The organism is Streptomyces sp. NPDC048462, assembly GCF_043200175.1.
In the GTDB taxonomy this organism is placed as follows: domain Bacteria; phylum Actinomycetota; class Actinomycetes; order Streptomycetales; family Streptomycetaceae; genus Streptomyces.
The window spans coordinates 20654-45813 of record NZ_JBICXG010000002.1; the positions used below are offsets into that span (position 1 = coordinate 20654).

The window sequence follows — 25160 nt, forward strand, 5'->3', positions numbered from 1 at the left end:
CGCAGCCGACGGCCCGATTGTGGGGTGGCCGGGCGACACGGCGCCCGGCCACCCGGCAGAATGCAGGCGAGTGGCTCCGGTCCGGCCCGAACGGCCGGCCCCCGGGCCCGACCAGCACAGCCAGCAGGAGAAGGCGAGTCGGTAGAACCGTGACGACGTCCATCGAAGGCAGGATCGCCGAGGAGCTCGGCGTACGGGAGCGACAGGTGAGGGCGGCCGTCGAGCTGCTCGACGGCGGATCGACCGTGCCGTTCATCGCGCGCTACCGCAAGGAAGCGACCGAGATGCTCGACGACGCGCAGCTGCGCACGCTCGAGGAGCGGTTGCGCTATCTGCGGGAGCTGGAGGACCGCCGTGCCGCGATCCTCGAATCCGTACGGGAGCAGGGCAAGCTCGACGGCGCGCTGGAGGCGCGGATCCGGGCCGCCGACACGAAGGCGCGTCTTGAGGACATCTATCTGCCGTTCAAGCCGAAGCGGCGGACGAAGGCGCAGATCGCCCGGGAGGCCGGGCTCGAACCGCTCGCCTCGGGCCTGCTGGACGATCCGTCGGTGGACCCGCTCGTCGCGGCCGCCCCGTTCGTCGACGCGGACAAGGGTGTCGCGGACCCGGCGGCGGCCCTGGAGGGGGCCCGCGCCATCCTCGCGGAGCGCTTCTCGGAGGACGCCGACCTGACCGGCGAACTGCGTGAACGCATGTGGACGCGGGGCCGGCTGGTGGCGAAGGTGCGGGACGGCAAGGAGGAGGCGGGCGCCAAGTTCGCGGACTACTTCGACTTCACCGAGCCGTTCACCGCGCTGCCCTCGCACCGGGTGCTCGCGATGCTGCGGGGCGAGAAGGAGGACGTCCTCGACCTCGTCCTGGAGCCCGAGGAGCCGTCCGCGGAACCTGGCCCCTCCTCGTACGAGAGCATGGTCGCCCGGCGCTTCGGGGTGAACGGCCGAGGCCGTCCCGGGGACAAGTGGCTGGCCGACACCGTGCGCTGGGCCTGGCGCACCCGGATCCTGGTCCACCTCGGCATCGACCTGCGGCTGCGGCTGCGCACGGCGGCAGAGGACGAGGCGGTACGTGTCTTCGCGTCGAACCTGCGCGATCTGCTGCTCGCCGCGCCTGCCGGGACGCGGGCCACGCTGGGGCTCGACCCGGGGTTCCGTACCGGGGTGAAGGTCGCCGTCGTCGACGCGACCGGCAAGGTCGTGGCGACCGATGTGATCCACCCGCACGTGCCCGCCAACAAGTGGGACCAGTCGCTGGCCACGCTGGAGCGGCTGGCGAAGACGCACCAGGTCGATCTCATCGCGATCGGCAATGGCACCGCCTCTCGCGAGACGGACAAGCTCGCCGGTGAACTGTGTGAGAAGCACCCGGAGTTGAAGCTCACCAAGGTGATGGTGTCGGAGGCCGGCGCCTCCGTGTACTCGGCGTCGGCCTTCGCCTCGCAGGAACTCCCGGACATGGACGTCACGTTGCGCGGCGCCGTCTCGATCGCGCGCCGCCTCCAGGACCCGCTGGCGGAGCTGGTGAAGATCGACCCGAAGTCGATCGGGGTCGGGCAGTACCAGCACGACCTGTCCGAGGTGAAGTTGTCGCGCTCGCTGGACGCGGTCGTCGAGGACTGTGTGAACGGGGTCGGCGTCGACGTCAACACCGCTTCGGCGCCGCTGCTCTCACGGGTCTCCGGCATCGGTTCGGGGCTCGCGGAGAACATCGTCGCGCACCGCGACACCAACGGCCCGTTCCGGTCCCGCAAGGGGCTCAAGGACGTGGCCAGGCTCGGCCCGAAGGCGTACGAGCAGTGCGCGGGCTTCCTGCGGATCCGGGGTGACGACCCGCTGGACGCGTCCAGCGTGCACCCGGAGGCGTACCCGGTGGTCCGGGCGATGGTGAAGCGGACGGGCAGTGACGTCGCGTCCCTGGTCGGCAACACGGATGCGCTGCGGTCGCTGCGGGCCGACGACTTCGTGGACGAGAAGTTCGGGCTGCCGACCGTCACCGACATCCTCAAGGAGCTGGAGAAGCCGGGGCGCGACCCGCGTCCGGCGTTCAAGACGGCCACCTTCAAGGAGGGCGTCGAGAAGCTCGGCGACCTGGCGTCCGGCATGGTGCTGGAGGGAGTCGTGACGAACGTCGCGGCGTTCGGCGCGTTCGTGGATGTCGGGGTGCACCAGGACGGCCTGGTGCATGTGTCCGCGATGTCGAGGACGTTCGTCAAGGATCCGCGTGATGTCGTGAAGCCGGGCGACGTCGTCAAGGTCAAGGTCATGGAGGTCGACATCCCGCGCAAGCGGATCTCGCTGACGCTGCGTCTGGACGACGAGGCCGGGGCGGGCGGCGGTTCCGGGTCCGGCGCCGCGAACGGCGCGAACGGTTCGGGCGGCTCGGGCGGCGAGCGGGGCGGACGCCCGCCGCGCCAGCGGCAGGGCCAGGGCGGCGCGGGGCCGCGTGGCGGTCAGGGCGGCGGCCAGGGCGGCCAGGGGCGTGACCGGCGCGGTGGCACTGGCGGCGGTGGCGGTGGCGGCGGCGGTCGCCAGACTCCGGCAGCGGCTCCGGCCAACGGGGCGATGGCCGACGCGCTTCGGCGGGCCGGCCTGCTGGACCCGAACCAGGGCGGCAAGAAGCGGTAACGGGAGCGGAATCCCGCCCGGGACATCGGGGCGGGGTGGGGAGAGGTTCGCCGAGGCGGCTTGCTCCCCGCCCCGCCCTTTGCCATGTCCGAGGACTATTTCCGGCCACCCCTACACAGACGGCGGCCGGGCCAGAGACACCTCCCCCGGCTCCGTCGACCAGGCCGCCCACCAATCCCCCCACCCAACCGGTATACCAAGTCGATCTCAAGTCGCGATTTCTTTCAAAATTCCTCCAGGCCGACTTGCCCGATTAGTGTGCCAAATTCCGCTGCAAATGCGGCAAACGGGGTCGCTCGCCCTTCAGTAGGCCGGAAGACTCCTGGTATACCGTTCCGCTCAACGAGTACCCAACGTGTGCCCACGTGTCCCCGCGCCGGTGCTCGTTACGCCGTCCTGCCCCCCTGCCGTCCCCAAGGAGGCTCGATCCCATGCGTCAAATTCCGGCCGCTCTGTCGGTGGCCGCATTGCTGGCGATCACCACCGCATGCAGCTCGCTCTCGCCGCCCGGCAAGGAGACCACCGCCCAGCCGCGCCTCACCGACATGCGTCCCGTGCGCGACGGCGGCACGGTCACGATCGGGCTGAAGTCCGATCCCGACAGGCTCGACCCGAGCCTCACCACGACGCTGGTGGCCCGCACCGTGTTCACGTCCATGTGCGAACAGCTCTACGACGTGGACCAGGACAACAAGTTCGTCCCGCAGCTGGCCGCCACCCTGCCGAAGATCACCGACGGCGGACGCACCTTCACCTTCACCGTCCGCGAGGGCGCCAGGTTCAGTGACGGTGCCCGGCTGGACGCCGCCGCGGTGAAGACCTCGCTCGACCGCCATCTGCATCTACGCGGCTCCGGCCGGGCCTCCGAGATCGACTCCGTCGAGAAGGTCACCGCGACCGGCCCGTACACCGTGCGGCTCTCGCTGAGCCACCCCGACGTACCGCTGCTCGGCCGGCTGGCCAACACCGCCGGGCTGATCATGTCCCCGAAGGCGATCAAGAAGTACGGGGCCGACTTCGCCGCCCATCCGTCCTGCGTCGGCCCGTTCAAGTACGTCAAGCGGGTCGTCGGGGACCGGATAGAGCTGAAGAAGGACCCGCTGTACTACGACGCGGACAAGGTCCACCTCGACGGCGTCATCTACAAGACGATCACCGACGGCAGCATCCGGATGGCCAACATCCGCTCCGGTGACGTCCAGATCGGTGACCAGATGGGCCCGGTCGAGGTCCGCAACTCGATGGGCGAGAAGGGGCTCCAGCTCCTGAACACCCCGTCGCTCGGCTACATGGCGCTGACCCTCAACGTCGCCAACTCGCACGGCATCGACAAGGACCCCAGCCCGGTCGACAGCCCCTTCGGCCGCGATGTGCGGGTCCGGGAGGCCTTCGACCTGTCGCTGGACCGGGCGCTGATCAACAAGCTGGTCTTCCAGGGCATGTACGAACCGGCCTGCTCCCCGGTGCCGCCGGGGACGCCCCTCAGCTCCCCGGTCACCTGCCCGGGGCGGGACGTGGAGAAGGCGAAGCGCCTGCTCGATGAGGCCGGGGTCAAGACGCCGGTGCCGCTGGAGCTGATGATCAACACCACTCCGGAGGACAGCCGTCTCGGCCAGGTCGTACAGGCCATGGCCGCCGACGCCGGCTTCGACGTCAAGCTCCGCCCGACCGAGTTCGCGACCGGGCTGACCCGGACCCTGGCGGGCGACTTCCAGGCGAGGACCGGCGGCTGGGGCGGTCAGCCCGACCCCGCCGGCAACATCGACAGCCTCGTCGGCACGACGGGCAGCAACAACCAGGGCAAGCTCTCCGACCCGACGATCGACCGTCTGATCGTGGAGGGGCGCAGCACCTCCGACGTGGCCGAGCGCCGCGAGATCTACCGCAGGCTCACCGCCGCGATCAACAAGCAGCACGGGGTCATCTACCTCTACCGCAACATCAGCTACGTCTCCGCCTCGCAGGCTGTGAGCGGCATCAAGCTCTCCGGTGACGGCCTGATCAGGGTCAAGGAAGCCGGATACACGAAGGGGAGCCGGTGACCACCCTCCGCAGACTGCTCACGTCGTACGTGAGCCGCCGTATCGGCATGTCGCTGGTGACGATGGTGCTCGTCAGCATCACCGTGTTCCTCGGGGTCCGCGCGATGCCCGGCGACACCGCTCAGGCGCTGGCCGGTGAACAGACCTCCCCGGAGGTGCTGGCCGCGATCCGCTCCGAGTACGGGCTCAACGACAACATCGCCGTCCAGTACTGGCGCTACGTCAGCAACGCGGCCACGGGCGACTTCGGCACCTCGGCCCGGACCGGGCTGCCGGTGCTCGACTCCATCACCCAGGCCCTGCCCATCACGCTGGAACTGGCCGCGCTGTCGCTGCTGATGGCCGTGGTCGTCGGTATCGGGGCCGGGGTCATGGCCGCCGTGCGGCGCGGCAAGCCCGAGGAGTGGCTGGCCAACGGCATCGCGCTGCTCGGCATGTCGATCCCCGCGTTCTGGCTGGGCATCGTGCTGGTGCTGGTGTTCGCCATCGCCATGCCGGTCTTCGCGGCCTCCGGCTTCGTACCGTTCAGCACCGATCCGCTGGAGAACCTGCGGCGGCTGGTACTGCCCGCCATCGTGCTCGGCTCCGGCCTCGCCGCGGTGGTGATGCGCCAGACCAGGGCGGCGATGATCGACGCCATGTCCTCGGACTACGTGCGCACCGCACGGGCCAAGGGGCTCGCCCCGGCCGCGGTGATCGGCCGGCACGGGCTGCGCAACTCGCTCGTCACCGTGATCACCGTGCTGGGCCTGCAGCTCGGCCACCTGATCTCCGGAGCCGTCGTCACCGAGCAGGTCTTCGTACTGCCCGGCTTCGGCAAACTCACCATCGACGCGGTCTTCACCCGTGACTACGCCATGGTGCAGGGCGTCGTGCTGTTCACCTCGGCCGCCTACATCCTGATCAACCTGCTGGTCGACTTCCTGTACTCGGTCGTCGACCCGCGCATCCGGCTCGGAGGTTCCCGATGACCCTCTCCCCGTCGACGGCGGCGGCACCCGCACCGGCCGCCACGGCACCTCCCGCGCCCCGGCCGCCCACCCGCGCGGCGCGGCTCGCCACCTCGCTGCGCCGGCTCCGGCGCAACCGGCTGGCGCTCGTGGGTGCGGTGCTGTCCGCGGTATTCGTCCTCGTCGCCCTGGTCGCACCTCTCATCGCCCCGTACGACCCGGCGCTGCCGGACTTCGACGCGGCGCTGCGGGAGCCCAGCTGGTCGCACTGGCTGGGCACCGACGACCTGGGCCGCGACCAGCTGTCCCGGGTGCTCGTCGGTGTCACCGCGTCCATGCAGGTCGGGGTGCTGGCCGTGCTGCTGGCCTTCGTCGTCGCCGTGCCGCTCGGGCTGGTGGCCGGCTACTACGGGAAGTTCGCCGACACGGCGGTCTCCCGGCTGACCGACACCATGCTGGCGTTCCCGTTCCTGGTGCTGGCCGTGGGCCTCGCCGCGGTGATGGGGCCGTCCCTGGAGAACGCGACCATCGCGATCGGCACCTCGCAGATCCCGGGCATCGTGCGCGTCACGCGTGCCGAGACCCTCCGGCTCAAGCACCTGGACTACGTCGGTGCCGCTACGGCGAACGGCGGCGGTGACGGCGTGATCCTGTTCCGCCACATCCTGCCGAACGCGAGCTCGACCCTCATCGTGCAGGCCACCGTGGGCATCCCGTCCGCGATCATCGGCGAGGCGGTGCTCAGCTTCCTCGGTCTCGGGGTGCAGCCGCCCTCGCCCTCGCTCGGTGTGATGCTCTCCAGCGCCCAGCCGTTCATCGCGGACGCGCCCTGGATGGCGGTCTTCCCCGGCCTCGTCATCGTGCTCGCCACTCTGGCGTTCAACCTGCTCGGTGACGGTGTACGCGACATCCTCGACCCCCGCGGAGGTTCCCGGTGACCGAAGTCGATACATCCACCGCGACCGCCGCCGCGCGGGGCTTCGCCGAGCCGGTGCTCCGGGTCCGCGATCTCACGGTCTCCTTCCACGGCGCGGAGCGCACCGTGCACGCCGTGGACGGTGTCTCCTACGATCTGGCGCCCGGCGAGGTGCTGGCCGTGGTCGGCGAGTCCGGCTGCGGCAAGTCCGTCACCTCCATGGCGGTGATGGGCCTGCTCCCGCCGACCGCCCGGATCGGCGGGTCCATCACCCTGGACGGCCAGGAGCTGGTCGGCGCGCCGGAGAAGAAGCTGCGTTCGCTGCGCGGCCGCCGGCTGTCGATGATCTTCCAGGAGCCGATGACGTCGCTCAATCCGGTGCTCACCATCGGCCGGCAGATCACCGAGGTGCTCCGCCGCCACCAGGGGCTCGGCCGGGGCGAGGCCAGGGAGCGGGCCGTCGAACTGCTCGGCATCGTCGGCATCCCCGCCCCGCACAAGCGGGTCGACGAGTACCCGCACCAGCTGTCCGGCGGAATGCGGCAGCGCGTGATGATCGCGATCGCCGTCGCGTGCGACCCCGCGGTCCTGATCGCCGACGAGCCGACGACCGCCCTCGACGTGACCGTGCAGGCGGGGATCCTCGATGTGCTCCGCTCGCTCCGGGACCGGCTCGGGACCGCGATCGTGCTCATCACGCACGACCTCGGGGTCGTCGCGGACACCGCCGACCGGGTCCTGGTGATGTACGCGGGCCGCCCGGTCGAACAGGCTTCGGTGGACGAGCTGTTCGCCTCCCCGCAGCACCCCTACACCCGGGGTCTGCTCGGAGCCGTACTGCGTCCCGGCAGCCGGGGCGCGAACGGCCGCGACCGGCTCAACGAGATCCCCGGCCTCGTGCCCGATCTGCGCGAGCAGCCCGCCGGGTGCAGTTTCGCCCCGCGCTGCGCCTCGGCGGACGCGGGCTGCCTGACGGACCGGCCGCCGCTGAGCAGGTCCGTGGGCACGCACCTGATTGCCTGTCACCACCCGGCCGGTGTAGCCGAATCCGCGCCGTCCCGACCCGTCGCGAGCAAGGGAACCGACCGATGAGCGCCAGCCTCGTCCCACCCGCCCGCACCGCGGGCACCGGTACTCCGGTGCTGGCCGTGCACGACCTGAAGCGGCACTTCGACGGGTCCGGCGGCTCGGTGAGGGCCGTCGACGGGGTGTCGTTGACGATCATGCCGGGCGAGGTCGTGGGCCTCGTCGGGGAGTCGGGCAGCGGCAAGTCGACGGTCGGGCGGTGCGTGGTGCGCCTGGACCGGCCCACCGGCGGCAGCGTGGAGATCAACGGCAGGGACATCACCGCGCTCGCTCCACGCGAACTGCGGCCCCTGCGCAAGGACTTCCACCTGGTCTTCCAGGACCCCTCGTCCTCCCTCAACCCCAGGATGACGATTCGGCAGATCATCGCGGAGCCGCTGCGGCTGCACAAGATGGCGAACCGCGGCGAGGCCTCGCGCCGGGTGGACGAGCTCCTCGCCCAGGTGGGCCTGCGGCCCGAACTCGCCGACCGCAACCCGCACGAGCTCTCCGGTGGCCAGCGCCAGCGGGTCTCGATCGCACGGGCGCTGTCGGTCGACCCGGACCTGCTGGTGGCCGACGAGCCGACCTCGGCGCTCGACGTGTCCGTGCAGGCGTCCGTCCTCAACCTGCTCGCGGACCTCCAGCGCGACCGGGGCTTCGGCTGCCTGTTCATCACCCACGACCTCGCGGCCGTGGAGTACCTGGCGGACCGCATCGCGGTGATGTACCTGGGGCGGATCGTCGAACAGGCCCCGGCCGCCGAGCTGTTCGCCGCACCGAAGCACCCGTACACGCAGGCGCTGCTCTCCGCGGCTCCGGTGCCCGACCCGGCCGAGCAGCGCGGCCGCAGCAGGATCGTGCTCGGCGGCGACCTGCCGAGCCCGCTGGACCCGCCGCCCGGCTGCCACTTCCACACCCGGTGCCCGCTGGCCACGGAGCGGTGCCGTACCGAGGCACCGGAGCTGCGGACCCTGCCGGTGGCGGCGGACCCGTCACTCACGCGGCAGGTGGCGTGCCACCTCGTGGCGGACGACGGCAGCGTGCCGGACGCCGCGAAGTCCGCCGCGTAACGACGCCGCCGGACACACCGGAGCCCGTCCACCCTCGTGGTGGACGGGCTCCTTTCGCTCGTGTGCGGCGTTCCCGGGACGGGTCAGCCGACGAGCTCCAGGCCGTCGGCGACGACGCGGCCCGCGTGCAGGACCGTGCGGTCGTCGCTGCGGTCCATCACGGCGGACGCGACGGTCTCGCCCTCGACCAGCAGCAGATCGCCCTCGTCGCCCACGGCGAGGCCCGGCCGGTCGGCGACGGACGTCAGACGCTCCGGCCCGCCCTGGAGGATCGAGTGACCACCGCGGCTCGCGACGGCGACGCAGTGCTCGATGAGCTCGTCGGCGCGGTAGCGGTTGGTGAAGGCGAGCTGCCAGGTGCGGTCCAGCATGTCGCCGTTGCCGTACGGGGACCAGAAGTCGCGCTGGCCGTCCTCGCCCAGGCCGACCCGTACTCCGGCGGCGGTCAGCTGGGCCAGCGGCAGGGCGTGCTGCTGCTGGGCCGGGGCGATGGTCGCCATCGCGATGTCCAGCTCGGCGAACTCCTCGATGAGGCGCCGGGTCGTCGCCTCGTCCACGGTGCCGAGTTCGTAGGCGTGCGAGAGCGTGACCTGGCCGGCCATGCCGAGGGCGCGCACCCGCTCCAGGATGAGGTCGACGCTGAACACACCGAGTGCGCCGGGCTCATGGAGGTGGATGTCGATCGGCGCCTGGTGGCGCTCGGCCAGACCGAAGACGACGTCGAGGTGGCGTACGGGGTCACGGTCCAGGGTGCACGGGTCGATGCCGCCGACCACGGCGGCGCCGGAGGCGAGAGCCTGGTCCATCAGCTCCGGCACGCCCTTCTCCTTGAAGAGGCCGGCCTGCGGGAAGGCCATGATCTCGACCTCGCACCTTCCGGCGTGCGCCTCCTTGGCGGCGAGGACCCCCTCGAAGCGCTCCAGACCGCAGTCCGCGTCGATCTGCGCGTAGCTGCGCACCCGGGTGGTGCCGCGCTCGATCATGCGGCCCAGGGTGTAGGTGGCCCGCTCGGCGACGGACCACTCGTCCTCGCGCCAGTGCGCGCGGTCGTTCATCGTCATGCCCCAGACGCCGGGCTTGCCCGTGTGGGGGCGGAAGGGCAGTCCGATGCGGGTGGAGTCGAGGTGGCAGTGCACATCGGAGAACGAGGGCAGCGCGAGGCGTCCGCGGCCGTCCACGGTGTCGCCCGTGACGACGCGGGCGGGGTCGTGCGGGGTGATCGCCGCTATCACGCCGTCCTTGATCTCGATGTCGCAGGGCTCGCCGCCCCAGGGACGGACGTCTGTGATCAGCATGTGGTGCATCTCCTCGGTTGGCCGCCGGGGTGTGGCGGTCGGGGTGGGTCGGGCCCGGACCGGACGGCGCCGGCCGGGCGGGTCACTCGGCCGGCAGCACCTCGGCCAGCGCCGCCAGGGACGGGCCCCGGCCGCGTTCGATGTGCGCGTAGGCGAGGGCGTCGGCCAGATCGGGCTTGCCCGCGTAGATCGCGGCGCAGATGTCCTGGTGCTCGGTGCACTGGACGCGCGGGTCCAGGCCGCCGGTGAGGGTGAACAGCCACTGCACCAGGCCGAGCGAGGGCTGAAGGGCGTCCTGGAGGAGCCGGTTCCCGGTCATCGCGACGATCTCCGCGTGCAGGGCGGTGTTGGCGGCCGGGATCTCGTGGACGTCGCCGCGCCGGGTGGCGTCCTCGGCCGCCTCCATGAGCGCGCGCAGCCGGTCGCCGCCGCGTCCGGCCGCGCAGGCCTCGGCGGCCCTGCGGGCGGCGAACACCTCCAGGCTCAGGCGCAGGTCGAAGAGTTCCGCGACGTCGCGCAGCGAGAGGTTGCGGACGGACGCGCCGCGCCGGGGGGAGATGACGACGAGGCCTTCGCCGGTCAGCCGGGTGAGTGCCTCGCGGACGGGGATGCGGGAGAAACCCAGGGCCTCCGACAGCTCGCGTTCCCGCAGCCGGGCGCCGGGCGGGTACACGCCGGACAGGATGCCGGCCCGGATCGTGCGCTCGGCGTGGTCGGCGTGGGACTCACTGGCGTCGGGCGATTCGGTCGTCGTCATCGTGGTGTCGTCTCCTCGAACGGCGGGAAAGTCGGCGGGAACAGCACGTCGGCACCTCGGCGGTGCGCGTCGCGCTCGGCGTAACCCTCCCGCATCGTCTCGAAGAGGCCCTGTGCGCGGCGGCGCAGGTTCGCCAGGTCGATGCCGGGGATCCGGCCGTCGGTCATGACGGGGTTCCCCGCCACGACGGAGTGGGTGGCCTGCCGGGCGGTGCCGTTGAGCAGGAAGGTGCGGACGGGGTCGTCCTGGACGCCGTCGCGGATGTCGTCGAGCCGGAACGCGACCAGATCCGCCTGTGCGCCGCGCTCCAGCCGGCCGAGGTCGGCGCGGCCCAGGGCGCGGGCGCCACCGAGGGTGGCCGCCTCGACGTAGCGCTCGGCGGGTGCGGCGTCCGCGCGGCCGTCGGCGATCTTCGCGAGGTGGACACCCGTGTCCATGCCCCGGATCAGGTCGGGCGGGAAGGAGTCGGTGCCCAGGCAGAGGTTGACGCCCGCGCGCCGGTAGGCGCCGAAGGAGTGCAGCACCTGGCCGTAGCGCAGCGAGGTCTGCGGGCAGTGGATGACGGATGCACCCGCTGCGGCGAGCACGGCCAGATCGCCCCGGTCCTCGCCGTGCACCGCGGGATGACGGTCGGTGAAGACGCCGTGCGGCACGAGCAGCCGGGTGTCCAGGAGACCGGTGCGGGCCAGCAGTTCCAGTGGGGTGCAGCCGTGCGTTTCGTGTACGAGGTCGCGTTCGTGCAGGCCCTGGAGGCAGTGCAGGCGTACGGGGACGTCGCGGCGGAGCGCGAGCGCGGCGGTCCCGCGCAGCAGTTCCTCGGTGAGCGTCTCGATGCGGCAGGGCAGCAGCACCCCGTTGACCAGCGGGTCGGCCAGGCGCGCGGTGTGGTCGAGGAAGCGCTCGGCGTCGCGCAGTCCGGCCCGCCCCCGCTCCTCGTCGAGGGCGACGTGGCGGCCGCCGTCGGGGCGGGCCACGTTGACGCCGGAGCGGTAGGCGGGCCCCAGGTAGCCACGCAGGCCGATGCGCCGGGAGGTCTCGGCCATGGTGACGAGCTCGTCGTACGGCTCGGCCCAGGCGCTGTGCACCTCGGAGGCGATGGGCATGTACGTGGTGATGCCGTGCAGGGCCAGCTGGACCAGGGCGTACTCGCGGACGGTGGCCCGCTGCGCAGGGGTGAAGACCTCGTGCCTGCGGTGGTCGAAGTACTCCTGCGACCAGAGGAGTCCGGCGGCGCGGGCGGGCGGGGCCCAGGAGTCCAGGACGAGGTGGTCGATGTCGGTGAGCGCGTCCAGGTCGATGAGGCCGGGCATGACCAGGGCCCCGCCGAGGTCCAGGTCCACGTCGACGGGGCCGTCGTAGCCGCGCCCGACGTAGGCGATCGTGTCGCCCTCCCACACGATCTCGCCGTCCCTCAGGAGCGCGTGGCCGCCGTCGCGGTGGGCGAGGACGTGGGTGGCACGCCAGCGGGTTCGCACGGGGCCTCCTGCGGGTGCGGGTGAACCGGTCGCGTTCCGGCCGGGCGACGGGAACGGCGGCTCCCCGGCCGGAACAAGGCGAGAGTAGCACTTGGCATACCAAGTGCCCGCACCTTCAGGAATTATGAGAATTAAGTCGGAATTCGAGCCTCAATCAATGGATGAGCGAGACAGGCCCCTCACTCTTGGCATACCAACTACGGCCGCGTTGGCCCGGCCTCAGCTCTCCGTCAGCCGTCCGGCCGCGACCTCGACGCGGCGCGTCGTGCGCACCGCCTCCAGCATCCGGCGGTCGTGCGTGACCAGCAGCAACGTGCCCTGGTACGAGTCGAGCGCCGACTCCAGCTGCTCGATCGCCGGCAGGTCGAGGTGGTTCGTCGGCTCGTCCAGGACCAGGAGGTTGACGCCCCGGCCCTGGAGCAGGGCCAGTGCCGACCTGGTCCGTTCACCCGGGGAGAGGGTGGTCGCGGGGCGCGTCACGTGATCGGCGCGCAGGCCGAATTTGGCGAGGAGGGTACGGACCTCGGCCGGCTCCGTGTCGGGGACGGCCGCGCAGAACGCCTCCAGCAGCGATTCCGTGCCGTGGAACAGCTTGCGCGCCTGGTCCACCTCCCCCACCACCACGCCCGGGCCCAGGCTCGCGTGCCCCGAGTCCAGCGGGAGGCGGCCGAGCAGAGCGGCGAGCAGGGTCGACTTCCCGGCACCGTTGGCACCGGTGATGGCGATCCGGTCCGCCCAGTCGACCTGGAGCGAGACCGGGCCGAACGCGAAGTCCCCGAGCACGACCCGCGCCTCGCGCAACGTCGCCACGACGGAGCCGGAGCGGGGGGCGGAGGCGATCTCCATCCGCAGCTCCCACTCCTTGCGCGGCTCCTCCACGACGTCGAGGCGCTCGATCATGCGCTGGGTCTGACGGGCCTTCGCGGCCTGCTTCTCGCTGGACTCGCTCCGGAACTTGCGGGCCATCTTGTCGGAGTCGCCGGCCTTGCGGCGCGCGTTCCTGACGCCCTTGTCCATCCAGGAGCGCTGCATGAGGGCGCGGCCCTCGAGGGCGGAGCGCTTGTCCGCGAACTCCTCGAACTCCTCGCGGGCGTGCCTGCGGGCCCGCTCGCGCTCCTCGAGGTAGGCCGCGTAGCCACCGCCGTAGAGGTTGATCTGCTGCTGGGCGAGGTCGAGTTCGAGGACCTTGGTGACCGTGCGCATCAGGAACTCGCGGTCGTGGCTGATGACGACCGTGCCGGCGCGGAGCCCGGAGACGTAGCGCTCCAGCCGTTCCAGGCCGTCCAGGTCGAGGTCGTTGGTGGGTTCGTCGAGCAGGAAGACGTCGTAGCGGGAGAGCAGCAGCGAGGCGAGACCGGCGCGGGCCGCCTGGCCGCCGGAGAGGCTGGTCATCGGCAGGTCCAGGCCGACGGTCAGGCCCAGGTCCGCGGCGACCTCCTCGGCGCGTTCGTCCAGGTCGGCGCCGCCGAGGGCGAGCCAGCGCTCCAGTGACTCGGAGTACGCGTCGTCGGAGCCGGGCGCCCCGTCGACGAGGGCCTGGGTGGCGGCGTCCATCGTCGCCTGGGCCTCGGCCACACCCGTCCGGCGGGCCAGGAACTCCCGCACGGTCTCGCCCGGGCGCCGCTCCGGTTCCTGCGGCAGGTGGCCGACGGTGGCGGTGGGCGGGGAGAGCCGCAGCTCGCCCTCCTCCGGCTGGTCGAGTCCGGCGAGGAGCCGCAGGAGCGACGATTTTCCGGCGCCGTTGACTCCGACGAGACCGATCACGTCACCGGGAGCGACCACGAGGTCGAGTTCGGCGAAGAGAGTGCGGTCGCCGTGTCCGGCGGCGAGGTCCTTGGCGACGAGGGTGGCAGTCATCAGGGGGTCGATCCTAATCGGCGTCCGGAGCCGCCGGTCGCCGGAGCATCGCCTTGCCCGTGTGCCTCGGCTAGGGTCCTTCCCCTGGATCGGGTGGACCGGGCAGGGACGAGCGGCGGTGCGGCAGTGTCGGAAGTGATCGTGGTGGGCGGTGGGGTCAGCGGCCTCACCACGGCGGTGGTGCTGGCCGGACGCGGTCACCGGGTGCGGGTCTGGTCCCGCCAGCCCGCGGCGACCACGACGTCCGCGGTGGCGGGGGCCCTGTGGTGGCCCTACCGGATCGAGCCGCAGGACCGGGTCGGGGACTGGTCACTGGCTTCGCTGCGCCGGTACGAGGAGCTGGCCGCCCGCCCCGGGGAGACCGGGGTGCGGCTGGTCGGCGGCCTGCACCGGGGTGAGCGGCTGGCGGCGCTCGGGGCGTGGGCCGGGCAGCTGAAGGATGTGGTGGAGAGCGCCGAGGGGCTGCGGTGCCGGCTGCCGCTGATCGACATGCCGGTGCACCTGGACTGGCTGGAGGAACAGGTCAGGGCGGCCGGGGGCTCGGTCGAGCGGCGCACGGTCAGCTCCTTCGACGAGGCGGCGGCCGAGGCGGCGACGGTGGTCAACTGCACCGGGCTCGGTGCCCGTGAGCTGGTCCCGGACACCGGGATGCGGCCGGTGCGCGGTCAGCTGGTCATGGTGGAGAACCCGGGGATCGAGGAGTGGTTCACCGAGGCGGACCCGGCATCGGACACGACGACGTACTTCTTCCCGCAGCCGGGCCGGCTGGTGCTCGGCGGCACCGCGGGCACGGACGACTGGAGCACCGTGCCCGATCCCCGCGCGGCCGAGGAGATCGTGGCGCGGTGTGCCCGGGTCCGGCCGGAGATCGCCCGCGCCCGGGTCATCGGACACCGGGTGGGGCTGCGGCCGGCCCGGGACGCGGGGGTCCGCATCGAGGCCGAGCCGCTGCCCGGCGGCGGGCGCCTGGTGCACAACTACGGGCACGGCGGCGCGGGCGTGACCGTGGCCCTGGGCTGCGCGGAGGCGACGGCCCGGCTGGTGGAATGAGCGGACCGCGGACGGGCTGGCCGGCGGACGGGCGCCCTCAGTCGGCGGCCGGGCTCGAACCGCCGGGCCCGTCCTTGCGCTCGGTGGTGACCTGGCTGCCGCCGGGGCCGATCCGGATCTCGAAGTCGCCGTCGTACTTGGCGTGGCCCTCGATGACGGCGGACTCGACCGCCTCCACCCCGAACTCGCGGCGCACGATGAGCGGGTCCTCGCGCAGGTCCCGCATCAGGGCCACACACATCCCGATCATGACGATCGTGAAGGGCGCGGCCACCAGGATGGTCAGGTTCTGCAGGCCGGCCAGCGCGTCACCCTTGCCGTTCCCGATCAGCAGCATGACCGCCGCCACCGCACCGGTGGTGACGCCCCAGAAGACGACGACCCACTTGGCCGGTTCGAGGATGCCCTTCTGCGACAGCGTGCCCATCACGATGGACGCGGCGTCCGCGCCCGACACGAAGAAGATGCCGACCAGGATCATCACCAGCAGACTCATGAGCGTGGCGACGGGGAACTGCTGGAGTACGCCGAAGAGCTGGGCCTCCTGGGTGTCGGCGCCGTCGAGCCTCCCGGCCTCCTGGAGCTTGATGGCGGTGCCGCCGAAGATCGCGAACCAGACCAGGCTGACCGTGCTGGGCACCAGGATGACCCCGCCGATGAACTGACGGATCGTCCGGCCTCGGCTGATCCTGGCGATGAACATGCCGACGAACGGGGTCCAGGAGATCCACCAGGCCCAGTAGAAGACGGTCCAGCTGCTGAGCCAGTCGGCGACCTCGCCCTTGCCGGTCGCCTCGGTGCGCCCGGCGAGCTGGGGCAGATCACCGATGTAGGCGGCGATCGAGGTGGGCAGCAGGTCGAGCACGATGATGGTCGGGCCCGCGATGAACACGAACACGGCGAGGATCAGGGCGAGCACCATGTTGATGTTGGACAGCCACTGGATGCCCTTCTCCACGCCGGAGATCGCCGAGGCGACGAACGCCACGGTCAGCACGGCGATAATCAGGACGAGCAGGCCGGTGCCGGTCTTCTCCTTCCAGTTCAGCTCGTGGAAACCGCTGCCGATCTGGAGTGCGCCAAGACCGAGCGAGGCGGCCGAGCCGAAGAGCGTGGCGAAGATGGCGAGGATGTCGATCAGCCTGCCGACGCCGCCGTGGGCGTGCCGGGCGCCGATGAGCGGTTCGAAGACGGCGCTGATGGTCTGCCGCCTGCGGCGCCGGAAGGTGCTGTACGCGATGGCGAGACCGACGACCGCGTAGATCGCCCACGGGTGGAGCGTCCAGTGGAAGAGGGTGGTGGCCATCGCCGTCTGCATCGCCTCGGCGGCGTCGGCGGGGTGGGTTCCGGGCGGATGGTGGACGAAGTGCGCCAGGGGCTCGCTCACCCCGTAGAACATCAGGCCGATGCCCATGCCGGCGCTGAACATCATGGCGACCCAGGACACGGTCCGGAATTCCGGCTCCTCGCCCTCCTGGCCGAGGGTGATCTTTCCGTAGCGGCTGATGGCGAGCCAGAGCGCGAAGACCACGAATCCGGAGGCGGCCAGCATGAAGGCCCAACCACCGTTGTGCATCAATCCGTTGAGCAGGGTGCTGGAGACGTTCTCCAGCGAGTCGGTGGCCGTGGCCCCCCACACCACGAAGGCGAGGGTGAGGACGGCGGTGACGCCGAACACCACCCGGTCGGTCGTGGGGCGCCGGCCCTGGGTCGGGTCGCCGGGCAGATCCGCCGTCACCGACAGATCCCCCCTTTCGCCCTTTCTCTGATCGTCCTGCGACACGAAAGGCACCTTTCACGGAGGCTGGAGTTTCGCTCTCCGTAGGCAGTACCACACGCGGTGCATAACTTCTGGGATCAACAAGCGGTATCGGCTTGACCGTTTATGAGGTGGTATGACGCACGTGCGTCCAGCAGGAGCGGGATCAGCCTCCGGGCGGGCTGGGCCAGCGGTACGTACACACCGTCACCATCGGGCCGGGAGGTGACGCCGTGCAGCGCGAGTTCGTCCGCCGCCCCGGCGAACTGGGCCGCCGTGAGCCGGTACCCGCAGGGCGGATGCGCCAGGACGTCGCCGGGCCCCGGGGCCTCGTTGTCGGCGCCGCCCAGCAGCACCGGGCCCCGGTCGGTGGTCCCGGCCGCCCGGGAGCGGGCGGTGGCGGCGGCGATCTCGTCACGCCGCTCCTCGACGTATGAGAACAGCCCCTTGAGGGCGGCGAGTTGGGAGTGCACCCGGCGGCGGTCGTTGAGTGCGGGGTCGGCCCGCTCCGCGTCGGTGAGCGGGTCCACGCGGGACTCGACGAGCAGAGCCACCGCGCCTTTCACGCCCGCCGCGTTGCGCAGGATGCGCTCCTGTCCGTCGCCCGCCGTCTGCCTGACCGGCCGGCCGGTGACCGGGTCGGTCCAGATTCCGTAGAGCCCGCTGTCGTGTCCGGCGTCCCGGGCGGCCGGACGCACGTGGTCTTCGGCCAGCAGCTTCGACTCGTCGCGCACCCGGATGCCGACGTTGGCATTGCGGGGCCACAGCACGGCCAGGTCCTTGTCGTAGTAGGGCGGGCTCGCGCCGTACTCGTGGAGGTCGTAGACCACGTCGGGGCGGTCCTCGCGCAGGACCGCCGCGATGGCACGGGCCTCGGCGGTGCGCAGTGCGATGTGGTCGCGGTTGATGTCCACCCCGTCGGCGTTGCCCCGGGTGCCGGCGGCACGGCCGTCGGGGTTGGCGGTGGGCAGGACGAGGATCTCGGTGCGGGAGAGGAAGTCCCGGGTTGCCCGGTCCCTGGCGTACCCGAGGTCACGGATCGTCGTCAGACAGGCCTCACGGGCCGCCGGTTCGTCGCCGTGCTGGCTGCACACGAGGAGCACCCTGAGTACGCCGGGGCGCCGGCTGCCGATCCGGACCAGCCGCAGCGGGCGGCCCTGCTTCGTCGTGCCGATGCGCTGGACGGAGACCCGGTCGCTGTACCGGTCGACGGCCGCGAGCAGCGCGCGCTCACCGCCCTGGCCGGTCCAGCGCGCCCCGCCGGCCGATTCGAATCCGGTGCGCGGCGGCGTCCGCGCGGCCTCGGCGGACCCCGTGAGCAGCGCGCCGGCCAGCGCGGTGGCGACGGCCGCCAGCACGAGGTCGCGGCGCGGGCGACTGCCCGGACGGGCACCCCGCACACGTGTCGGCATGGCCGGAAGGTACCGTGCCGGGCGTCCGTGCGACAGGTGTCCGGCTGTGCGGAACGCCAGGGGCTGCGCCGTAACCGCTGTGCGCCGCCAGGGATTACCGGACAGCCCTTAGGCTGGCGGGGTCCGTGCTGTCCGGCCGGGGCCCCGGCTGCCCCCGGCCCCCTCCCGCGCCTCAGAGGAGCGTCCCTTGCCCCGTTCGATCCCCGATGCCTCCCGCGACGCCCGCCCGACCCTGGAAGCCGTGGCGGCTCGGGCGGGGGTGTCCCGGGCAACGGCCTCCCGGGTGGTCAACGGCGGTGCCGGGGTGCGGCAGCCGCTGGTGGACCAGGTGCGCAAGGCGGTCGACGAGCTGGGCTACATACCGAACCATGCCGCCCGGACGCTGGTGACCCGGCGCAACGGAGCGGTCGCCGTGATCATCGACGAGCCCGAGGTCCGGATATTCTCGGACCCCTTCTTCTCCCAGCACATCCGTGGCATCAGCCGTGAACTCATCACTTATGACGCCCAGTTGGTTCTTCTCCTGGTGGAGGGAAGCGGGGATTTCGACCGGGTCACCCGTTATCTGGCCGGTGGCCATGTGGACGGAGTGCTGGCCTTCTCGCTGCACACGGACGACGAGCTGTCCGCGGTCATCAGCCGGTTCCGGGTGCCGACGGTCTACGGCGGGCGGCCAGGACGGCCGGGGGCGGCCTCCGGACTCGCGGTCCCCTACGTCGACTGCGACAACCGGGGCGGCGCCCGGGAGGCCGTGCGTCATCTGGCCTCGCTCGGCCGCCGCCACATCGCGCACATCGCGGGCCCGCGCGACCAGACCTCGGCGCTGGACCGCATCGACGGCTACTTCGACGTGCTGCCCGACGGCGATCCCGCGCTCGTCGCGGACGGCGACTTCACCGCGGAGGGCGGCGCCCGCGCCATGGCCGGCCTGCTGGAGAGGCGGCCCGACCTGGACGGTGTCTTCGCCGCCAACGACCTGATGGCCTCAGGAGCCCTGCGGGTGCTGCGCGAGCAGGGCAGGCGGGTGCCGCAGGACGTGGCGCTGGTCGGCTTCGACGACATGGAGTCGGTCGCCGAGACGACCGATCCACCGCTGACGACGGTCCGTCAGGATGTGGTGAGCATGGGCAGGCTGATGGTCAAGCTACTGATGGAACGGCTGGAGGACGGGGCCGGCGACGCCGGTTCGGTCATCATGCCGACCCAGCTGATCCGCCGCGCCTCGGCCTGATCCGTGACCTCGTCACCCTGGAAGTCCGCGTCCGCTGCGGTCGCCGTCAGCCGGTGACCGTCTGGCTCGCCGACGGCATCCGCTGCAACAACTGCAGGCCGAAGGAGATCAAAGAGCGCGGACACTGCGGCCGCACCGCTCCTTGCGAGATCTCCCGGGCCACAGGGCAGCCCTGGTGCGAACGTTGCCAGCAACGATGGGCGGCCTGCAGCGACTGGGCCGCCTACGCTGCGGACGCCAGCCAGAGAGGAAGACCATGACCGAGGCGTTCCGATACTCCGAGGTCGTTCCACCGGAAACCACCCGAGAGAACTACCGCTGAAGCGCTGCCAACGTCTGCACCACAACGTCGGTTGCCCTCACATACCGCTCTGGCTCACCAGGCTGAGCCCGGCCTGACGGCCCTGCGCTCTGGCTATGCGCGACGAGCCTGAAGATCAGCGCACGAATCAGCATCTGCTGCCAGTCGGGATGATCACTGCCATCGACCAGCAGGTCGGACGGAAGATCGAACCACAGCAGCCCATCCGCGACCACGATGGCCTCGGCGAACGCAGGAGGCCGCCAGTACGGCGAAAAGTCGATTACAGCGGGCACTTCGCCCGCAGCGAAGAGCACATTGCCGGTGAGGTCGCCGTGCATGAGCTGGGCCGCGTCCTGCTGCACCGGGCGCCTCAGTTCCAACAGAGCCGAGAACGGTGCGGCGAGGTCTTCGACCACGTCGACGTCCTGCTCGCCCCACGCAACCCGGTCGCCCACAGCCCACGGATGGGTACGCTGATCAAGGAAGTCGGGCCGGGGCACCTCTCGCAGGGCGGCATGGAAGGCACGGCCGGCGCTGAGCACACCGGCCCAGTGCCCCTGCGGACCGGGCTCACCGGTCAGGAACTCGCTGGCCGTCCAGCCGTCCACGACGGTCCGCCCGCCGGCGGTCCGGAGCGGCAGCGGGACGCGGAAGCCACTGCCCGGTGCCAGCTTCTCGAACAGGGAAGCAGCCCACTCGACCTCGTCCTCAGCTCCCTCAGCAGGCTTGAACACGAACTCACCGGCCAGAACGCTTCGTCCTTGCCCGCCAACCAGCGGGACAGGAGTGCCCTTCACACCGAAGGCATCGAGGACGGCAGGGGGCGGGACGGCGTTGCTCGGCAGCTCGGTCACGCCGGCATCCTGCCGACATCACCCTGCCCAGCGCACCTTCTTTTCGCCCGCCGCCGGTCCACCCGGGCCAGCGAAGAATACCGAACTCCCACCGAGGAGGAGTGGGATGCCTTCCTCGCGCACTTCGAGAATCGCAAGGTGTCCATCGGCACCTGCGGCCGCGCATTTTCCACCCCTTGTGTCCATGAGCACGCTTGTGTCAGATGTGCACTCCTCAGGCCGGACCCGGCCCAACACGCCCGCATCGAGGAGATCCGCGACAATCTCATCGCCCGCATCGCCGAGGCGGAGCGCGAGGGCTGGCTCGGCGAGGTCGAAGGTCTGCGGGTTAGCCTGGCCGGCGCCGAGGACAAGCTCGGTCAGATCAACCGGCGGGCACAGACAGCCCCCATCAGCCTCGGCATGCCTACGCCCAGGAGCGCGGACCGTGAGTAGCGACGCAGACCGAGAAGACCTCGGGCGCGATCCGAGCACGTGGACACTCGACCAGCTGCAGACGTTCATCCAGAATGCCCGTGGTCAGCAGCTTGAGACAGCACGCGTCGCGGCGCAGGGACATGCCTACTACTCAGCTGACCCACAAGAAACCCGCCGCCAGTGGGCGAAGCTATCGTTGCTCGCCAATCGGCTCATGCTCCCCGACGGCGCGGGACACCTGAAGCGGGTGACCCAGCAGGACTTCATGCTCCGGATGTGGGTGATCGACAGGCTGGGCCCCGACGACACAGACCCCGACTGGAGCCCCGACGCGCTGGCGGCCGACACGCTTGACGCACTGACGATCACGCCCGCACAGGCTGCCCCCCTCGCCGACGGGGGGCGCGACCTGGCCATCGAGCAGATCCGCAAGCTTCGGTGCCACAAGAACCTGACGTCCCATCTGGAGACCCTGCTCGGCTACCTGGCACCTGGACGCACCCGCGATCAGCTCCTGGCCTGGACCTCTACCCGCCGATTGCTGCCCTGACTGGCTGGCCAGAACCGGGGAATCCCAACAGCCGGGTGCCAACTCGAAGTTCAGAGAAGCCTGCGTCAGATGTCCCCTACTCCTCGTGGACCCGTCCCAGATGCCACGTCTCCAGAAGATCCACGCCAACCTCGTCGACCGCCTCCAGGAGGCCCGCGACCAGGGTTGGCTCGGTGAGGTCGCCGCCATCGAGACCACCATGGCCGCCGCATCGCAGAAGCGGAGGCCATGCGCGAGCGTGCAACTCAGCCGTCCACGGTCCACCTCATCAAGGCGTTCACATAAGCCTCGACGCGGAGGGAGGGCGGCACAGCCGCATCCTCCTCGCCGCCGACCCCGGCCTCGTCGCCGCCCGCCCCGGCCAGACACTGACCGGCGACAGGAGCTACTTCGGCCGCCCCGCCCCGTGTGCTCAGTGCTGCGGTGTGCAGACGTCGACATCGCTGAAGTCGCCTGCGGCCAGCTTCGCGTCGTCGATGAAGAAGAAGGCCGGGCATTCGCAGTGCACCCAGTCGCCCGGCGAGAACAGGAGGCGGCTGGACTGCGTCGGGCTCCAGGGTTCGAAGGGGCCCTTGCCCTCGAAGTCGCCGGGGCCCTCGGTGTCCGTGCCGAGCAGCAGCATGTAGTCGGGGCGCGACGCGTCGATGTCCAGGTCCCAGGAGGGGTAGTCGGCGTCCCAGATCTCGTCGGGGACGTCGGCGCCCTGCCGGGTCAGCGCCCAGAGGTAGGGCTCGGCGACGGTTGCCTTGCCGACCGCGCCGTAGTAGAAGGGGTCGCGGTCGAAGTACTGGTGCGGGCCTCTTGTCCACGCCTTCGTGTACGCGACGATCATCGGGTCCGTCATGTCGTACTCGACGGTGTCCTTCGCCTGCGCCTCCGGGTAGAAGAGCACCGTGGCCTTGTCCCAGCCGCCGAGGCCCTCGGGGCTCTCGAAGAAGAAGTAGAGGAGGCCCTTCGGCGGCAGGATGCCGTGGACGTCCGCGGCTGCCGTCTCGGACAGGTCGATCTGGGCGATGAAGGCGTACGGCTTAGGAAGGCCCCCCTCGTCGTACGCGGGGCGGGACGGCCAGACGAAGCCGGGCGGCACGGTCGGGGCGCAGCCGCTACGGGTGAAGGGCTTCGTACCCGGCGGCGGCGGTCCCAGCGCGATGCCGTGCTGGGCCGCTCCCTCGAAGTACTTCGCGTACCGGGACATGCCGATGGCGTCGACCTTCTGCCGAAGCAGCGCCGCGTCGGGCGGAGTGATGGGGTTGGGCCGCAGATACGTCATGTCCGAACTGTAGGAAGTGGCACTGACAACGGCGCTCGCGAGGGTGCGGGCGGGCGGGGTGACGGTGGGGCAGGCCCCAGGGCATCGCGACGCGCTACGACGAACTCCCCGTCCGCCACGAAGCAACCGTCCGACTCGCCCCGATACGGCAAGCACGGTGACACACCCAGAACACGGCCTGGCTGACCGGACCACGCCACGGCACCCCCTCAGCCGGACACCGCTCCCGCGCGCCGCCGGGCCTCCCGGTGGGCGGCTCTCGCCCGGCGTGCCCGGGGCAGGTACCGAAGCCGCTCCGGCAGCACCGGCACGACCACCCGCGCCACGGCGCAGAACCGCCGCAGTGCGCGCTCCTGCCCGTCCGTCCATCGCAGGCCGATCGCCTCGCGCGCGTCCGGGGGCATAAGGCCGATGGTGACGAAGCGTCGGAACCGGGCCAGCGGCGGAAGGAGCACCGGCCACAGGGCCCTCAGCAGCACCCGCAGGAGGAGGGGCCCCCGGTCCGGCGGCGGTACGGGGGTGCCGGGGGCGACGAGCCCGTCGACGACGACGGTCCGCTCGATCTCACCGGCCAGCATCGCGCGGTAGTAGGGCCAGAACTCCTCGATCGTCTGCGGCATGTCCCGGTCGCGGATCCCGAGCACCCGGCCCACCTGGAGCCACTCCCGGTACAGGGCCCGTTCCTGGTCCCCGTCGAGCGGGCGGATCAGGTAGCGCGCCGCGTGCCGGTACACGGGGAAGCCGGTGGCGTGCACCCATGCGTAGTTCGCCGGCGACAGCGCGTGATACGGGCGGCCCCGGGTGTCGGTGCCCTGAATGGTGCGGTGCAGCCGGCGGAGCCTGCGCCCCTCCCGCGCGGCCTCCGCTCCCCCGTACACCCAGAGCTGGAGCGAGCGCAGGGAGCGTTCACCGCGCCCCCACGGGTCCGTACGGAAGACGGAGTGCTCATCGACGCCCGCGCCGACCGCAGGATGGGCGACCTGGAGGGTGAGGGCGGCGGGCAGCATCAGCAGCGCCCGGACGTCACCGGACAGGCTCCACAGCACGCCCCCGGGCGGGGGTGGTACGGGTTCCGGCTCGCTGCTCATTAGGTTCTCCCGGCGGTCTGCGGGCGCCCGGCCCGACGACCGGCCCCCTCGTGATCCAGTATGCGAGCGCTTCGTACGTCACGCGCACCGGCCCCGCCGGCCCTTGCCGCAATCCCGCCCGTCGGCACTGTTGACGACCCCGTGAAACAAGTCAATAGTATTTGTAACTTTGACTCACGGAAGCAGACGGACCCTCACATTGCCCTCAGGTCAATGGAGTTGAACCGTCACGCGAGAAGCCGGTACCCGGACAGGAGGGCGCACCATGGGCCGATACAGCCGTCTGCACGAGATACGCCGGATGGATCCGGCGCGCGACTACGCCGAGATCCTCCGCCTGATCTCCCAGTACGAGTTCCCCTGGGACTACCGGCAGGGGGTGAGCGTCGCCTTCCTCCGGGACTACGGCGTCCCCCGGATCTCCGTGCTCCTGGACCGGACCCAGGAGTTCGAACGGGCCGGGCAGAAGCGGTACGACGACACGGTGCTGATCGGGTACGAGATGGCCGCCGACGGATTCGACTCGGAGCGCGGGCGGGCGGCCGCGCGCCATCTCAACCGGATCCACGGCAAGTACCGGATACCCAACGAGGACTTCCTGTACGTCCTGGCGACCACCGTCGTCGGGCCGAAGCGCTGGATCGACCGCTTCGGCTGGCGGCCCCTGTGCCGGGTGGAGACCGATGCGCTGACCGAGGTGGGCCGGAAGATGGCCGCGATGATGGGCATCGAGGACGCGCCCGACACCTACGAGGGGTTCGAACGGCTGCTGGACTCCTACGAGGAGCGGATGTTCGCGTACGACCCGGCGAACCGGCGGGTCGCCAACGCCACGTTCCGGACCATGGCCGCCTGGTACCCCCGCCCGCTGCGCCCGGTGATCGCACGCTTCTCGCTCGCCCTGCTGGACGAACCGCTGCTGCGGGCCCTGGGGTTCCGTCCCCAGCCCCGCTGGGCCCGCTCGGCGGCCGCCGCGTCACTGCGCGCCCGCTCGCGGTGCGTGCTCCTCCTCCCGGCACGGCCCCGCCGGCTGCCCTCACGCCCGCAGCCGCGCTCGTACCCCTTCGGCTGGCGGCTGGACGACCTGGGGCCGCACTGGGCGGGCAGCCGGCCCCTGGAGCCGCTGCCCGACGAGCGCCGCCCCGATCCCTCGTCGCTCAACCGCTGAGCG

General features: G+C 71.3%; 20 protein-coding genes. 11 read left to right on the top strand and 9 right to left on the bottom strand.

Going from position 1 to position 25160, the window contains the following annotated elements; translation table 11 throughout:
- Positions 1 to 149 precede the first annotated feature (149 nt).
- The 6 genes from ACGFU6_RS03405 (at position 150) to ACGFU6_RS03430 (ending at position 8670) form a co-directional block, all read left to right on the top strand.
- Positions 150 to 2624, top strand: coding sequence for a Tex family protein (locus tag ACGFU6_RS03405; RefSeq protein ID WP_393607829.1), 2475 nt, complete (start codon positions 150 to 152; stop codon positions 2622 to 2624).
- A 431-nt stretch (positions 2625 to 3055) separates the two neighbouring features.
- Positions 3056 to 4666, top strand: a complete 1611-nt coding sequence (locus ACGFU6_RS03410) for an ABC transporter substrate-binding protein (protein ID WP_393607830.1) — start codon at positions 3056 to 3058, stop codon at positions 4664 to 4666.
- A complete protein-coding gene (locus tag ACGFU6_RS03415; protein ID WP_393607831.1) occupies positions 4663 to 5637 on the top strand; it encodes an ABC transporter permease in 975 nt (324 codons plus the stop codon). The genes ACGFU6_RS03410 and ACGFU6_RS03415 overlap by 4 nt, the downstream gene beginning before the upstream one ends.
- Positions 5634 to 6554, top strand: coding sequence for an ABC transporter permease (locus ACGFU6_RS03420; RefSeq protein ID WP_393607832.1), 921 nt, complete (start codon positions 5634 to 5636; stop codon positions 6552 to 6554). Before ACGFU6_RS03415 ends, ACGFU6_RS03420 begins: the two co-directional genes overlap by 4 nt.
- Positions 6551 to 7624 carry an ABC transporter ATP-binding protein gene (locus tag ACGFU6_RS03425; protein WP_393607833.1) on the top strand — a complete coding sequence of 358 codons (1074 nt, stop codon included), beginning with the start codon at positions 6551 to 6553 and terminating at the stop codon, positions 7622 to 7624. Before ACGFU6_RS03420 ends, ACGFU6_RS03425 begins: the two co-directional genes overlap by 4 nt.
- Positions 7621 to 8670: an ABC transporter ATP-binding protein gene (locus ACGFU6_RS03430; RefSeq protein WP_393607834.1), complete on the top strand. Its 1050-nt coding sequence runs from the start codon at positions 7621 to 7623 to the stop codon at positions 8668 to 8670. The genes ACGFU6_RS03425 and ACGFU6_RS03430 overlap by 4 nt, the downstream gene beginning before the upstream one ends.
- An 83-nt stretch (positions 8671 to 8753) precedes the next feature.
- On the opposite strand, the gene ACGFU6_RS03435 is transcribed toward ACGFU6_RS03430, so the two are convergent.
- The 4 genes from ACGFU6_RS03435 to ACGFU6_RS03450 all read right to left on the bottom strand — a co-directional run bounded on the left by ACGFU6_RS03435 (position 8754) and on the right by ACGFU6_RS03450 (position 14054).
- On the bottom strand, positions 8754 to 9965 hold the full coding sequence (locus ACGFU6_RS03435) for an amidohydrolase family protein (RefSeq protein ID WP_393607835.1): 1212 nt from the start codon (positions 9963 to 9965) through the stop codon (positions 8754 to 8756).
- Positions 9966 to 10047: 82 nt separating this feature from the next.
- Entirely contained in the window at positions 10048 to 10722 is a 675-nt protein-coding gene (locus ACGFU6_RS03440; RefSeq protein ID WP_393607836.1) for a GntR family transcriptional regulator, read from the bottom strand.
- Complete coding sequence (locus ACGFU6_RS03445) at positions 10719 to 12197, bottom strand: chlorohydrolase family protein (RefSeq protein ID WP_393607837.1); 1479 nt, start codon at positions 12195 to 12197, stop codon at positions 10719 to 10721. Before ACGFU6_RS03445 ends, ACGFU6_RS03440 begins: the two co-directional genes overlap by 4 nt.
- 219 nt (positions 12198 to 12416) lie before the next feature.
- Positions 12417 to 14054: an ABC-F family ATP-binding cassette domain-containing protein gene (locus ACGFU6_RS03450; protein ID WP_393607838.1), complete on the bottom strand. Its 1638-nt coding sequence runs from the start codon at positions 14052 to 14054 to the stop codon at positions 12417 to 12419.
- A gap of 126 nt (positions 14055 to 14180) precedes the next feature.
- Between ACGFU6_RS03450 and ACGFU6_RS03455 the strand changes: the two genes are divergently transcribed.
- A complete protein-coding gene (locus ACGFU6_RS03455) occupies positions 14181 to 15104 on the top strand; it encodes an FAD-dependent oxidoreductase (protein WP_393607839.1) in 924 nt (307 codons plus the stop codon).
- A gap of 37 nt (positions 15105 to 15141) precedes the next feature.
- Here ACGFU6_RS03455 and ACGFU6_RS03460 read toward each other — a convergent pair whose 3' ends face one another.
- Both ACGFU6_RS03460 and ACGFU6_RS03465 read right to left on the bottom strand, forming a co-directional pair.
- Positions 15142 to 16887 (bottom strand): BCCT family transporter, encoded by a 1746-nt coding sequence (locus ACGFU6_RS03460; RefSeq protein ID WP_393607840.1) that lies wholly within the window; start codon positions 16885 to 16887, stop codon positions 15142 to 15144.
- A gap of 74 nt (positions 16888 to 16961) precedes the next feature.
- Positions 16962 to 18275 carry a M14 family metallocarboxypeptidase gene (locus tag ACGFU6_RS03465; protein WP_393607841.1) on the bottom strand — a complete coding sequence of 438 codons (1314 nt, stop codon included), beginning with the start codon at positions 18273 to 18275 and terminating at the stop codon, positions 16962 to 16964.
- Positions 18276 to 18462: 187 nt separating this feature from the next.
- On the opposite strand from ACGFU6_RS03465, the gene ACGFU6_RS03470 reads away from it, so the two are divergent.
- Positions 18463 to 19506: a LacI family DNA-binding transcriptional regulator gene (locus ACGFU6_RS03470; RefSeq protein ID WP_393607842.1), complete on the top strand. Its 1044-nt coding sequence runs from the start codon at positions 18463 to 18465 to the stop codon at positions 19504 to 19506.
- A 312-nt stretch (positions 19507 to 19818) separates the two neighbouring features.
- On the opposite strand, the gene ACGFU6_RS03475 is transcribed toward ACGFU6_RS03470, so the two are convergent.
- Complete coding sequence (locus tag ACGFU6_RS03475; RefSeq protein WP_393607843.1) at positions 19819 to 20664, bottom strand: aminoglycoside phosphotransferase; 846 nt, start codon at positions 20662 to 20664, stop codon at positions 19819 to 19821.
- 138 nt (positions 20665 to 20802) lie between these two features.
- On the opposite strand from ACGFU6_RS03475, the gene ACGFU6_RS03480 reads away from it, so the two are divergent.
- Together ACGFU6_RS03480 and ACGFU6_RS03485 are read left to right on the top strand one after the other, a co-directional pair.
- Entirely contained in the window at positions 20803 to 21099 is a 297-nt protein-coding gene (locus tag ACGFU6_RS03480) for a hypothetical protein (RefSeq protein ID WP_393607844.1), read from the top strand.
- Complete coding sequence (locus ACGFU6_RS03485; RefSeq protein WP_393607845.1) at positions 21092 to 21631, top strand: hypothetical protein; 540 nt, start codon at positions 21092 to 21094, stop codon at positions 21629 to 21631. Before ACGFU6_RS03480 ends, ACGFU6_RS03485 begins: the two co-directional genes overlap by 8 nt.
- A 412-nt stretch (positions 21632 to 22043) precedes the next feature.
- Here the strand turns inward: ACGFU6_RS03485 and ACGFU6_RS03490 are convergent, their stop codons facing one another.
- Positions 22044 to 22901, bottom strand: coding sequence for a DUF1963 domain-containing protein (locus tag ACGFU6_RS03490; RefSeq protein ID WP_393607846.1), 858 nt, complete (start codon positions 22899 to 22901; stop codon positions 22044 to 22046).
- Between the two features lie 209 nt (positions 22902 to 23110).
- Positions 23111 to 23989: an oxygenase MpaB family protein gene (locus ACGFU6_RS03495; RefSeq protein WP_393607847.1), complete on the bottom strand. Its 879-nt coding sequence runs from the start codon at positions 23987 to 23989 to the stop codon at positions 23111 to 23113.
- 265 nt (positions 23990 to 24254) lie between these two features.
- Between ACGFU6_RS03495 and ACGFU6_RS03500 the strand changes: the two genes are divergently transcribed.
- Positions 24255 to 25157: an oxygenase MpaB family protein gene (locus ACGFU6_RS03500; RefSeq protein WP_393607848.1), complete on the top strand. Its 903-nt coding sequence runs from the start codon at positions 24255 to 24257 to the stop codon at positions 25155 to 25157.
- Positions 25158 to 25160 lie beyond the last annotated feature (3 nt).